The sequence below is a fragment of the Pseudomonas sp. S1(2024) genome (assembly GCF_046557535.1).
Genome location: NZ_JBKGFP010000047.1, coordinates 37,265 through 50,226 on the forward strand (window position 1 = coordinate 37,265; position 12,962 = coordinate 50,226).

The 12,962-nt window shown below is 60.1% G+C and carries 13 protein-coding genes; 7 read left to right on the top strand and 6 right to left on the bottom strand.

Features of this window, described 5'->3' with window-relative positions:
- Window positions 1-141: 141 nt before the first annotated feature.
- Complete coding sequence (locus ACLCGK_RS13040) at window positions 142-1,062, bottom strand: LysR substrate-binding domain-containing protein (protein ID WP_039614091.1); 921 nt, start codon at window positions 1,060-1,062, stop codon at window positions 142-144.
- 159 nt (window positions 1,063-1,221) lie between these two features.
- Between ACLCGK_RS13040 and ACLCGK_RS13045 the strand changes: the two genes are divergently transcribed.
- The 7 genes from ACLCGK_RS13045 to ACLCGK_RS13075 all read left to right on the top strand — a co-directional run bounded on the left by ACLCGK_RS13045 (window position 1,222) and on the right by ACLCGK_RS13075 (window position 6,730).
- Window positions 1,222-2,010 (top strand): YqcI/YcgG family protein, encoded by a 789-nt coding sequence (locus tag ACLCGK_RS13045; RefSeq protein WP_410952151.1) that lies wholly within the window; start codon window positions 1,222-1,224, stop codon window positions 2,008-2,010.
- Window positions 2,011-2,012: 2 nt separating this feature from the next.
- Window positions 2,013-2,639, top strand: a complete 627-nt coding sequence (locus ACLCGK_RS13050) for a LysE family translocator (RefSeq protein ID WP_367069924.1) — start codon at window positions 2,013-2,015, stop codon at window positions 2,637-2,639.
- A 39-nt stretch (window positions 2,640-2,678) separates the two neighbouring features.
- Window positions 2,679-3,761, top strand: coding sequence for a hypothetical protein (locus tag ACLCGK_RS13055; RefSeq protein WP_410952152.1), 1,083 nt, complete (start codon window positions 2,679-2,681; stop codon window positions 3,759-3,761).
- Between the two features lie 138 nt (window positions 3,762-3,899).
- A complete protein-coding gene (locus ACLCGK_RS13060) occupies window positions 3,900-4,595 on the top strand; it encodes a sel1 repeat family protein (RefSeq protein ID WP_409280029.1) in 696 nt (231 codons plus the stop codon).
- Window positions 4,596-4,827: 232 nt separating this feature from the next.
- On the top strand, window positions 4,828-5,520 hold the full coding sequence (locus ACLCGK_RS13065; protein ID WP_013971958.1) for an AzlC family ABC transporter permease: 693 nt from the start codon (window positions 4,828-4,830) through the stop codon (window positions 5,518-5,520).
- The gene (locus ACLCGK_RS13070; RefSeq protein ID WP_003260448.1) at window positions 5,517-5,831 is read left to right on the top strand and encodes an AzlD domain-containing protein; all 315 of its coding nucleotides are present in this window, start codon (window positions 5,517-5,519) and stop codon (window positions 5,829-5,831) included. The genes ACLCGK_RS13065 and ACLCGK_RS13070 overlap by 4 nt, the downstream gene beginning before the upstream one ends.
- Window positions 5,828-6,730: an AraC family ligand binding domain-containing protein gene (locus ACLCGK_RS13075; protein WP_410952153.1), complete on the top strand. Its 903-nt coding sequence runs from the start codon at window positions 5,828-5,830 to the stop codon at window positions 6,728-6,730. Before ACLCGK_RS13070 ends, ACLCGK_RS13075 begins: the two co-directional genes overlap by 4 nt.
- On the opposite strand, the gene dinB is transcribed toward ACLCGK_RS13075, so the two are convergent.
- The 5 genes from dinB to speD are packed head-to-tail and all read right to left on the bottom strand — an operon-like array spanning window position 6,678 to window position 12,817.
- On the bottom strand, window positions 6,678-7,787 hold the full coding sequence (gene dinB, locus ACLCGK_RS13080) for a DNA polymerase IV (protein ID WP_024086653.1): 1,110 nt from the start codon (window positions 7,785-7,787) through the stop codon (window positions 6,678-6,680). The two genes, ACLCGK_RS13075 and dinB, sit on opposite strands and share 53 nt — an antisense overlap.
- Window positions 7,780-9,828: an ornithine decarboxylase gene (locus tag ACLCGK_RS13085; protein WP_410952154.1), complete on the bottom strand. Its 2,049-nt coding sequence runs from the start codon at window positions 9,826-9,828 to the stop codon at window positions 7,780-7,782. Before ACLCGK_RS13085 ends, dinB begins: the two co-directional genes overlap by 8 nt.
- Entirely contained in the window at window positions 9,806-11,023 is a 1,218-nt protein-coding gene (locus ACLCGK_RS13090; protein ID WP_410952155.1) for an MFS transporter, read from the bottom strand. The genes ACLCGK_RS13085 and ACLCGK_RS13090 overlap by 23 nt, the downstream gene beginning before the upstream one ends.
- Window positions 11,024-11,037: 14 nt before the next feature.
- Window positions 11,038-12,444, bottom strand: a complete 1,407-nt coding sequence (locus ACLCGK_RS13095) for a coproporphyrinogen-III oxidase family protein (protein WP_013971952.1) — start codon at window positions 12,442-12,444, stop codon at window positions 11,038-11,040.
- The gene (gene speD, locus ACLCGK_RS13100) at window positions 12,428-12,817 is read right to left on the bottom strand and encodes an adenosylmethionine decarboxylase (protein ID WP_013971951.1); all 390 of its coding nucleotides are present in this window, start codon (window positions 12,815-12,817) and stop codon (window positions 12,428-12,430) included. Before speD ends, ACLCGK_RS13095 begins: the two co-directional genes overlap by 17 nt.
- Between the last annotated feature and the right edge of the window lie 145 nt (window positions 12,818-12,962).

Consider the following 12,962-nt stretch of genomic DNA (forward strand, 5'->3'; position numbering starts at 1 on the left):
GGTGTTCGCGGGCGCGCCCGCTCCCACAGAGCCGCTGCTAAATCAATCAGTTACTTGCAATTCCCTAAGGCGCTGAATTTCTCAAGACAAACGCCCCGCCAAAAAACCGCTCCACCGCCGGGCGTTTGCTCGAACGCGTGTTCAACCGTACAGGTAATTGATGTCCTTGCAGGGCAGCGGTGGCACCTGGCCAAGCAGGAACTCGCGCAGCTTGTGCATCTGCCGCGCCTTGGGGCTGGCCTTGAGCCAGGTCATGTAATAGCCGTCGCCGGTGGCCACCGCGTGCTTGAACGGCGTAACCAGGCGCCCGGCCAGCAGGTCGGCACTGGCCAGCACCAGGTCGACCACCGAAATACCCAGGCCTTGCTGGGCAGCCGAGATGCCCTGGTCGAGGGTATCGAACACTTGCCCGTGGTCGATGCTGATGTCCAGCGCGTCCATGCGAGCCAGCCAGCGCCGCCAGTCTCGCCGGTCAGGGGACGGGTGCAGGAATTCGCACTGGGCCAGATCGGCAAGGTCCGGTTGCGCCTCGGCCATGTAATCCGGGTGGCACACCGGGATCAGCCATTCATCGAACAGCTTGAAACTCTCGATATCGGCGGGAAAACGCCCGTTGGCCAGGAGGATCGCACAGTCGTAGGGCTCGGAATAGAAGTCCACGCTGTCGATGTCCATCCACACGCTGGACAGCTGCACGCTGCAGTTGTCCTCGGTCTTCTTGAACGCATCCAGCGCCCGCAGCAGCCAGCGCACGGTCAGCGTGGACGGTGCCTTCAGACGCAGGCCGTAGCGGTCCTGGCGCAGCAGGGCGCAGGCATTTTCGATGATCTTGAAGCCAACCTTGAGTTCCTGCGCCAGCAGGCGGCCGTGCTCGGTCAGGGCCAGCTTCGGCCCGCGGCGTTCGAACAGGTCGCAGCCGAACATGGCTTCGAGGGTCTTGATGTGGTGGCTGACGGCGCCCTGGGTCAGGGCCAGCTCTTCCGCGGCACGGGTAAATGAGCCATAGCGAGAGGCTACCTCGAAGGCACGCAGCGCGTGCAAAGCCTGAATCCGTTCCGACATGGCGACGCCCCGAGCATGAGTAAGACTAATAGTAGGTCATAGTTCCACGCGTTTTACAACGCCAAGGACGTCTCGGAAAATGCAGGTAAATAATAAACATAACCAAGATCCTGCCTGCATGTGACTTGAACGTTCATCAAATTTACGCCTGGGGAAATCATGTCGACGGGTTATGGAACTTGCTATCGCCTGGATGCGCTAGAGCTGGCCGCTGACCATGTGCGCAACACGCGACATTGGACCTGCAAAGCCGTAGAACATTTTCGCAGTGTCCTCGCCAACCCCGAGTTTCCCTGCCTGTTCGGCCGCAAGGCGGTAAACGGCGCAACCTGCCACATCCTCTTCGCCCGGGCCGGGCAACTGGCCGATGACATCGCCATGGGCCTGGCCGACTACGTGCGCACCGTCGCACCTATCCCACCCAAGCAGCGTATCGGCAGCCCACTGGTGGTGTTTCTCGAAACCGCCGCCGACTACACCCTGGCCGAGCAACAGGCGCTGGCCTGGAAGGTGTTGCGTGGTGTGCACGCGCGCGACCCGCATCCCTGGCCGCTGGGCATCCCGACCGACCCCGACGACAATGCCTGGTCGTTCTGCTTTGCCGGCATGCCGCTGTTCATCAACATGAACTTCCCCGGCCACCAGCAGATGAAAAGCCGCAACCTGGGGCCACACATCACCTTCGTCATCAACCCGCGGGCGAACTTCGACGAAGTGGCCAACGTCAACACCGAGAGCGGCCATCGTATCCGCGAACGCATCCGCGAGCGCGTGCACCACTACAACGACGGCGTCATGCCCGACACCCTTGGCTTCTTCGGCGATGCCGACAACTACGAGTGGAAGCAGTACCAACTGCAGGAGGCAGGGTCGCTCAACCCGTCCCGCTGCCCGTTCCACGCCCATGCCGTACAGCCGGCAACACCCGACATACTGATCGAGACCTGACCGTGAATACCGCACTCACCGCTACCTATGCCCTTACTGTCCTGCTACTGATCGCCACCCCCGGCCCGGTGGTGGCACTGATCGTCAACACCGCGGCCGCCTCCGGCTCACGCAAGGCCATGTTCACCGCTGTCGGCACCAACTGGGCATCACTGGTGCTGATCGGCGCAGCGGCCTGGATCATTCTCACCAGCGCCGCCATCGACAAGGCCTGGCTCAGCGCCATGAGCCTGCTGGGTTGCCTGTTCATCGGCTACATCGCCGTCGGCACGTTGCGGGAAGCCCTGCAGGCGCCTGCAGCCGAGGCGCCAAGCGACCTCGCCAAGCCTGGCCGCGGCGGGCTGCTGCAAGGTTTCATGGTGGGCATCTCCAACCCGAAGGACATCATCTTCTTCATCGCCTTCTTCCCGCAGTTCATCCAGATCACCGAGTCATTCGGCAAGAGCATGGTGGTGCTGTCGTTGCTGTGGGTGGCCATCGATTTTGCCGTGCTCAGCCTTTACATCTTCGCAATTGGCAAGATCGCCTCGCAACGCAGCAACCGCATGATCAGCCTGGCCTCGGGGGTCGCCCTGCTGCTGATTGCCGCCGGCGGCCTGCTGTACAACGTCAGGGAGCTGGCGGCCTGAATGTGATGCGCGGTGCCCGCTGCGAGAGAAGGAGAACCCATGACTGCGATTGACACGAGCCGTTCACCTTCGCCGTTGCAACAGGACTACCAGCGCTTTCTGCTGCTGGGCAGCCGGCGTGCACCGCACACCGTGCATGTGCACGAAACGGGCTACCGCTCCGGCACCATCAATACCGATGCCCTGGGCCTGCGTTACAGCCATTGCGCCGGCAAGCGTTTTTCGGTAGCCGAACGCGGTGGTGCATCACGCATCAACCTGCTGGTCGGCGGTTCCGCCGCGCTGGGCATCGGAGCCAGCTCCGACGAACACACGGTGGCCTCGCACCTGTCGATGCTTACTGGCGAAGTCTGGCTGAGCCTGGCCGGCTGCGGGCTCAATGCGAGCCAGGAGCTGCTGATGTTCCTGACCCACCAGCACCGCCTTGGCCAGCTTGGCCATGTGGTGGTGCTAAGCGGCCTCAACACCCTGGCCCACGAAGCCCTCTGCGAAGTCCTCGCCAGCCTGAACGACCCGCGGCAAGCCAAGGCCTATCAGGACTTTCTCAACAGTTTCAGCGAAGGCATGCAGCCCACGACAACGCCACGCCGGCAATCGCTGTGGCGGCGCATCGGTCAGGCGTTGGCCACGCCCCCGGCCGTGACACCTGCCACCTGGTCGCTGTCGCCTCCGGAAAAGCGCCTCACCCGAGCCGCCGACAACATTGGCCGGACCTTGCGCCAATGGGACCGGCTGCTGGCAGACAGCCATTCCACCCTCACCTTCATCCTGCAGCCGTTGCTGCCTTGGTGCCGGGATAGCCTGCCCGCTGGCGAGGAGGCAATGCTGAATGCGCTGCAGCGGCAACCGGCGAATTTCGACCGGCTGCTGGACGGCGCATTCGACAGCCAGTTGCACTCGGCCTTCTTCCGCCGCATCAAGAGCCAGGCCGACCCGGTGCCTTGCTACGACATGAATTGCATGCTCAGCAGCTCTCCGGTGTTCGGCGCCGACCTGTTCATTGATCGCCTGCATCTGAACGATCTGGGCAACAATGCCCTGGCCAAGGTCATTACCGCCAAGCTTGGCCTGGCCCAGGAAAAACATGCCCAGCGCAAGGTCACACCGATCAAGCTCGTCTGACAGTTGCCGGGTGGTCTTCCGGCCAGGCCCTTTGGGTGGCTAGAATAGGCCGTCGTTCCGATCTGCCCGAGGCGCACGCTTGACCGCCATGAACATCGAAGCCATCCATCAGTACCTGGCACCCCTTGGGGCTTGCCTGTGAGCCGCATGCTTCGCTTGCCCCCACTGTTGATCGCCCTGATGCCACTGGCTGCGCACTCGCTGGAAGTGCGCATCGACCCTCATGCCGACCTGCTCTACCGCCAGGCCTTGCCCCTGCTGGAGCAGGCCGACAACCAGGACGACGGCGCCAGCACGCTGCGTACGACCGTCGGCGGCGACCCGGAGCTCAGCCGCCAGGGCCAGGCCATGGCCCATACCCTGCCCACCGCGGTCGCCTTGCTGAAAAAGTCCGTGGAGCTGGGCCACCCGGTCGCACAGTACCGCCTGGCGCTGTACTACATGACCTACCTGCCCGCCGCGCAAATCCCGGATGCCGCCTGCCCGTTGCTCGAAGCCAGCCTCAGGCAGGGCTTTGCCGCACCGGCGCCGGCCATCGCCACCTGGTGCCCTCCCTACAACGCCAGCAGCGAGTACCGTACTGCGCTGGAGGCCATCCCCAACATGGCCACCGTGTATGCGCCCTACTACCCGCAACCGGCCACGCACCTGGCCTGCAACCGCAACCGGCCACAAGGCCTGGAAATGCAGTGGGGACGCCAGCGTGACTACCAGGCCGAGGTATACCGCCTTCTCGGCGACCTGGACCCGCAGCACCGCCAGAGCCTGCTGCAGAAGGCCGTGGACACCAACGGCTGCGTGACGGCGCAGCAGCACCTGACCAGCCGTCCGTAACACGGACACGGTTTCTGTGTAGGAGCGGCCTTGTGTCGCGATGGGGCGCGCAGCTTCCGATCTCGGCCCCGGCAATATCTGCGGCGAAGCTGAAATCCTGGGGCCGCTGCGCGCCCCATCGCGACACAAGGGCGCTCCTACAAGGGACCGTGCCAGGCATAGCAAGATCGTTCAAGCCATCCCCCGCCCCGTCTGGCATGCTGGCCTGCCACGTACACGCACTGCAGCCACCATGCCCCACATCGCCCGCCAAGCCTTTCTCCACGGCGCCATCGCCATTCTCCCGTTGTCCCTGGCCGTCGCCCCCTGGGGCCTGCTGGCCGGCTCCATGGCCATCGAGGCCAACCTCAGCGCCTGGGAGGGGCAAGGGCTTTCGGCCATCGTCTTCGCCGGTGCCGCGCAACTGGTGGCGATTGGCATGCTCAAGGGCGGCGCCAACCTGGCGTCGATCCTGTTGACTACCCTGCTGCTGACCTCGCAGCACCTGCTGTATGGCCTGACGATGCGCCCGGTGCTGTCCAGCCAGCCGCTGCGCTGGCGCCTGGGCCTGGGCTTCCTGCTCACCGACGAGTTCTTCGCCCTGACCAGCCAGTACGACCAGCAGCAGTTCAACCGCTGGTACGCCCTGGGCGTGGGCCTGACCTTCTACGTCGCCTGGAACCTGTTCACCCTGGCCGGCATCCTGCTGGGGCAGAACATTCCGCACCTGGACCAGCTCGGCCTGGACTTTTCCATCGTCGCCACCTTCGTCGCCCTGATCGCGCCGCTGGTGCGCAACCTGGCCACACTTGTATGCGTGGCAGTGTCGCTGTTCTGTTCGGTGCTGTTCAGCTACTGGCACTGGGAAACCGCCCTGGTGGCCGCAGGCCTGCTGGGCATGAGCGCCGGTTTCGTCTGCCAGAAATTCGCCGGAGCCCGCGCATGACCTGGGTCCTGATTCTTGCCATGGGCGCCATCGTGTTCCTCAACCGCTATGCGTTCCTGGAGCCGCGCCTGCCCTTGCGCCTGAGCTCCAACGCCAGGCAGTTCCTCGGCTTTGCCGTGCCAGGCATGCTCACCGCGATATGCGGCCCGATCATCTTCATGCCCGAGCACCAGCTGGACCTGAGCCTGCTCAACCCTTACCTGCTGGGTTCGCTGGTGGCCATCGCCTTGGTGCTGTTGACCCGCAGCGTGTTGCTGAGCATGCTGGTGAGCATGTTGATCTTCTTCCTCTTGCGCAGCTGGCTGGCATGAGCACGCCCCTGCGCGAACAGACACACCTCTGGCAGGCGCCGGCACTGGGCGACGTCGAGATGCTGCACGCGCGCTATTTCCAGCAGCGCTTCGCACCGCATGTGCATGAAGGCTATGTGTTCACCGTGATCGAGTCGGGCGCCCAGCGCTTCTGGCATCGCGGCAGCGAGCACCTGGCGCCGGTCGGCAGCATGGTGCTGATCAACCCCGACGAGCTGCACACCGGTGCCACCGCCCACGAAGCGGGCTGGCGCTACCGAGGGTTCTACCCTGAACATGAACGGGTAACCGGGGTGCTCGACGAACTGGAACTGGGCCGCCACGGCATGCCCAGCTTCAAGGACAGCGTGATCCACGACTCGGCTCTGGCGCTTGCCTTCAGCCAGTTGCACCAGCTGTCCGAAGCCGGCGCCAGTGCCCTGCAGCAGCAGACCGCCTGGCGCCAGGCGGTGCTGGCCCTGGTGCAACGGCACGGGCAATGCGCCGAACCTGCCGCCCCTGGCCACGAACCGCTGGCAGTGGCCCGCGCCCGTGAGCTGCTGGAAAGCCAACTGGCCGACCCACCCTCGCTCGAAGCTCTGGCGGCGGCTGTCAACCTGTCACCGTTCCACTTCGCCCGGGTGTTCCGCCAGGCCACCGGCCTGCCGCCACATGCCTGGTTGAAACAGCGGCGCCTGGCCCGTGCGCGGGAAATGCTCAAGCGTGGCTGGGCTGCATCGGACGTGGCGTTCGACCTGGGCTTTGCCGACCAGAGCCATTTGAGCCGGCAGTTCAAGCAGGCTTACGGGGTGTCGCCGGGGGCCTATCGGCAAGCATGTGTTCATTCGATCGTGCCAACCGAGCGACTCAAAACGCCAGCTCGAGCTGCAAGGGGTCCGGCAGACTCCTTCGAATCCTGACGGCAACACCTACCAGACGCACCGCTCGCCCTTGCCGTTTGGTATCCCAAAGCATGCGACATAGCCCCTGTATGACCTGCGGCTGTAAAGTCAGGGCGGGCGCCTCGGCACTGGCAATGGAGAAATCGGAGAACTTGAGTTTGACCAGATTCCTGACAATGGGCGGCGTAGGGCCAAGCGCTTCCAGGCGGATGGTTAAGGCCGCCAGCAATCCATCCAGCTCTCTGGCACAACTGGCAAAGTCATCACAGTCGCTGGGCAACGTATGTTCGACTCCCAAGGACTGGACACCTCCGGGCTTCCCTTCATAGCCCTCCAAGCCTCGGCAACGCTCCCACACATAGAAACCGTGCGCACCAAGGTGCCGCAACAGAGCCGGTATCATGTCGTCAGTAACATCAGTACATTTCAGACATCCTAAAGCCTGCAACACGCCCCATGTCCTGGGCCCCACCCCAGGGATCTTGCGAATATCCACATTGGCGAGAAAAGCCTGCACCTGATCGGGTGCAATGACGAACTGGCCATTGGGTTTGTTCACTTCCGAAGCCATTTTCGCCAGATACTTCAAAGGCGCGACACCCGCGGAGGCTGTCAACTGCAGTTCCTGCTCGATCGTAGCCCGGATGCGGCTTGCCATATGCGTTGCCGAACCGTTGCAGTGCATCTGCCCTGTCACATCCAGCGTGGCCTCATCCAGCGAGAAAAACTCGACGCCTGGGGTATAGCGCCGAAAAATGTCCTCCAGCCTGCGAGTCACTGCCTCATACCGCTCGAAGCGCACAGGCAATAGCACCAAATCAGGACATAGACGTTGCGCAGTGGCAGTTGCCATTCCACTTCTGACACCAAACCGCCTGGCAACATAGTTGGATGTACTGATCACTCCCCTGTCTATCGCCTTGCCACCGACAGCGACCGGCCGCCCACGCAGCCATGGGGCATCCAGCAGTTCGACGGCGACGAAGTAGGAGTCCATGTCGACGTGAATGAACTTACGTCCTTGACCTTGCGGTTGCGTGAGTGCGCCACCCAGCGGTTGAGAGCGTTCAGTCAAGCACGAACACTCCGAACAAGACCGAACCATCGGCATCGCCAATCCTGTGCACACCCTGAATGTGCGGCGCGAATTCGGGGTACTGCGCAGACAAATCCTCCACTGCTTGCAGATAGCCAACCAACGTAGCTGTCCAGCACTCACCGGGAGCGATGCACATGATCCCGGGTGGGTAGGGAATAACGCCTTCGGCCGCAACCCTGCCTGCAACCTCCGAGATCCTCTGCAAGCTGGCCTCTCCACGCACGAACCGTTGGTTGGCCTGGTAAGGGGAGCAATTTTCCTGCGCAGCGCCCATGGCACTGAAAATCTCACTCTGCCGCAGCTCAACCTGATGTATGCGATAGAGCGCTCTGATGCGCTCCCCTAGCTCAGCGATGGACAGGCCCTGATAGGGTGCCGAAGCCGCACGTAGCGACGGCAGCATTTGCAGCACCGCAGTGCCATTGAGCCAATGCGCTTCGAAATCCTCCAAAGCGCCCACCAACCTGTTCAAGGTGGCACTGTCGCTGGACGGTGTCATCAGCAGGGTAAACGTGAAGAAGTCTGTTTTCTCCGGAGTAAAACCGCAATCTCGCAGATACTGGGCAACAATGCATGCCGGAATCTCTGACTGCCCTCGGGTGGTGAAGATGGCTTTGCATGGGTCGACATAGTGCAAGCCAGGCTCTATGGCCAACACACCCTGCGCCTGGTATTCAAGCGAAGTCTGCAATACAGGCGGCATCAGTGGCCGGATCAACCGACAACGGTGTACGACCTGATCGCGCAACGCCTGCGCAGTGGCCAGCGCTTGCCGCCAGTGGCGCTCGCCCTCACCGTCGGCGAGTATGGCTGCATTCACTTCCAGCGACATGAACAAGGGATACGACGGGCTGGTCGAAGCGTGCTGCATGAATGCTGCGTTGAACATTGGCCGTGTGCAATAACGGCGCAGGTGGCTGATATGCTGGTCTTTCTTGTGAATCTGTGAAGTCTGGGAAAGCCCTGACATCTGCTTGTGCACCGATTGCGTCACAACAATGCCGGGAGAGCTGTCAGTCAATTGCACGCCCAGCGGCGATAAATCGGCCAGTGCGGGAACGAAAGGTTCATACCCAGCCCAGGCGCCATCGAACAGTACGTATTCACATAGATGCCCAATTCGCGCCAATATTGCCGCAGCATCGACCACCACCCCATCACAAGTCGCCTGCTGGATTACCGCCAGACGAAAGGGCCTGGGTTCTCCCGCCCGGCGCTCACAGATCTGCCCCACCCGGCTGCGCAAGTGGCCCTCATCCAGGGCACCTACTCGGTAGCCACCCAGCAGCCCCCGCTCATCTCGCACATTATCCAGGTACACCGGCAAAGCGCCGCACTGGACCAAGGCACCGAGAAACACCGACTTGTGGTTGTTGCGATCCATCAGCACCAGGTCGCCAGCTGCCAACAGCGCACTGGCAACGACCTTGTTGGCAGTGGACGTGCCATTGAGCACGAACCAGGTATCGTCAGCACCAAAAACCCTTGCAGCCAATTGCTCGGCCTCTTGGACCGGGCCTTCGTGGCCTAATACATCACCCAGTTCAGGCGCTGCATGGGGTACATCCACGTGGAACACTTCAGGCCCCAGCAACTGCCTGAAACGGGCTCCAGCGGGATGCTGCTGCAAACAGGCTCCTCCCTGGTGACCTGGGCAGGCAAAGGTTGGCCGACGCATGTCGACAAAAGACGCAACCGCACGTGTGAAGGGAGGCAGTACCTGGTGTTCAAAGGTGAGTGCAGCCGCCATTAGCCGGGCCCTGTCAGGCTCCGATAGCGGCACGCTCAGCCTTCGCTCATCGCCGTCTGCCAGGCCATTCACACCTTCCGAGGCAATGAAAAGTGGTAAACGCCAGCGCGTAACCGCCTCAAGTACAATCGCTTGCAGCGCATACTCCGGCGTCAAGAACAAGGCAGAAGCGAGTGCGAGATTAGCTGACGTATGAAAGGGCGCAGTCAGCACACCGTCCCATGCGTCAACATCGAGCGCCACGCTATATACGATTGTCGGTGTCATCGGCATTTCCTTTCAGGTTCCAGTGCACAGGCGCGATGAACAGCATCAGCGTCATCCAGATGAAGGTTGCCGGCCCCGCAAGCACAAACACCAAACTGGCAACCAGGCCTGAAACGGCATCACCAATGACGGCCGTGAAGTAATAAAGGGAAAAATTCCTGCCCACCTCATGCTCATTCGACAAGCACTGGATGTTGGTCACGATAGCGATATCGACAAATGCACCGATCAAGCCGACCAGGAACAAGACCGACAGAAACAGCCAGCTGTTGATCTGCAGCGCCACTGCTGCAGCCAAAAACAATGCGCCGTATAGCAGCCAATAACGCAACACCATTCGTGCGGTTGTGCGCGGATTGAAACGTGTGTAGAGCACGCCCCCCAGAACAGTACCCGCTGCAAGCAATGAAAGTACGTAACCTACCGCTGCCTCGGAAGCGAAATGCTCCAGCACCGAAGCCGGAAGGATGAAGCGAATCACCGACGTGGCAAACATCGCGCAGAGCGTGGTGCAACCAATAACGGCAAACAACGGTGCATTGCTGCCCCTTAGCTGACATACACTGCGTGCAGCATCGCGGACGATGGCACGCCCATCGAAGGCTTGCCTGGCACTTTGCCTACCTGGCCCCAATGTGGCGATGGAGATAGCCGACAGCACCAGACATGTCGCAAAAAACAAGAACGTTGCTTCGCGAGAAAGCACTATTACGCAGACCGAAAAAACCAGCGGGCCGATAATCGAGGCAGCATCCTCGATCACCTGGACACCGCTGTTGACCGAGGCCAACTGGTCCGTTGCGACAATGTCCGGAAAATACGCGCGAAATGTCGGCACATAGAGGCACTCGAGCGCCGTCATGACCATTGCAAGACCAACCAATACAGGTAATACCGGGGTGAACAGGCCGAACAAGGCAAAGAAGGCAAGCGCCAAAAGGCCTTTGGCAACCTCGACTGCCAACAGTGTTTTCTTTTTTTCGGCGTTATCTGCCAACCAGCCACCCAATGGGGAAAATACGACGCTTGGCAAGTAACGAAAAAAATAGACGATGCCTATCAACAGCAGATCAGCATCGGTGAGGGACACAATGGCCACGGCAAACGCGGCTTCGAAAGCAAACTCACCACATTTGGAAAATCCATAGCCAAACGCCAGCGATCGCGTTCCGTAGTTAAGATTCAGCGCGTGCATACCTTATGTTTTCCTCAGCCAGCGGTATAGATCAACTCGTGCTCGGTGATGTCTCGCCCAGGCACATCAAGCCGCTCGAAAACCAGCTTCCTGAGAATGTCCTGCTCACTTGCTGGCATCAGGTAGAACATGATGTTGCTGTACCAGAGCCAACCGAGCCGCGTCAGCCGATAGAACCGTGAGTCCTCAAGCACCAGGCCTGCCTGTATCAATTCATCAAGCCGCCGCATCAGCGCTTCGGGCATGCGGCCCAGTTCAACCAGGCGTTTGTCGACTGAACCGTGATACGCCAGGCGAACTACCAGCGGCTTAACCACATCCAGCATCGGGTCATGCCTGCTCACTTGGCACAAGTGCTCCCCTTGCGCCATGCCTCGGGTGTATTTTTCGCGAGATGAAATATTGGTAATGACATGCTCCGCCACCGACGAGATAGCCCCCACACCGAAGCCCAGCAGGTCATGATCGGCATAGCCGTAGACATGCTCGTGATAGATGAAGGAGTAATCTTCGGCAAACAGCGCACTGCCAGCCCTGGGCCTGCGCACATAGCCGTGACCGTTGTAGGGAATATAGCCATATTGGCGCAGGTGCTCATCGAGCATGAACTTCATATTGAGCTTGCGCATGGCTGGCATTACGTCTGCAAAGCGGGATTTGATCTGCCTGTGCAATTTGACGGATGTTGCAGCGTTGTTGATGGGATAGATGTCGATATTGCTGACTCCTATCGCCACTGCCTTGTCAATGTCGGCAAGCGTCTGCTGCTCGTTACTGCCGTTCATGCCATAAAGGATGTCACAGAGCACATGCTCAAATTGGCTATTCAACAGCTCGGCCGTGCGTTCGATTTTGCCTATGTCCGGGTCAAGGTTGAACAGCTGTCGCCATTCGCGATCCGTCGTTTGCAAGCCAAACCGCGCATGGGTCACACCAATGGCAGCCAGTGCACGAGCGCGCTCCTCGGTGACACTTGTAACACTGAACTCGAATGAAAACTCCTGCACATCGCACATATCAAAATGACGATGCAGCACCTCGCCAATATCGTGGATGTTTCGCGGCGACAGCAGTGACGGTGTCCCACCGCCAAAAAATATGGCCCTGACCGGGACCGCCCTAAAGTCCATTGCTTGCGCCTTGTACTCGATTTCGCTAATCAGTGCCTGTGTATAGCGGTCTATGTCACTGGCACTCTTGTACAGACCCCGGGTAAACGGGCAGAACGAACAAATGGCCTCACAAAAAGGGATGTGAAAGTACAAGGCGCGTGAACGCGAAGCCTGATTGGCTGCGGACATCATCTCAGCGAACTGATACGGGGCCGGCTGGTAGACATTGCATGCTTGCGTCGGAAAGAAAAAATTGTACAGCGGAAACTGATAATCAAACTTCAACACCCCTCTATCGAGCAACTGCATGTTCCCCTCCCAGCCGGTCAGCTACTGCACTGCCGCGCAGCAAGGTTCTTTTGTTGACCTGTACGTCCGCACCAAAAAACCCCAAAATCCGATCATTGATCAAATCATTATTTTTTCCACACGTGTATACATCGATACTGATGTATTCGCGCTCAGGATAAGTATGGTAAGAGAGGTGAGACTCCGATAACAGAAAAATCCCGGTGACACCCTCGCCCCCGGAGGAAAATTTGTGAATCATATCGCTTATGATGTTAAACCCTGACGCCTGCAACGCAGTCAGAAAAAAGCGATGCAATTTTCTATCATTGCTCAGCAACTTTGCACTAGCACCCGTGATATCCCAAATGGTGTGGTAGCCACGATCATCCATAAAGCGTGCTCCTGCTCAAGGAAAATAAAGGGGCGGCACAAAGCCGCCCCCTTGCTCACCACATGCACACACCTTTGGTGGTGACACCGGTTACATCGGTCTTGAACAGCTCGATTGCAGATTTCATGTGTGAACTCCTTTCAGG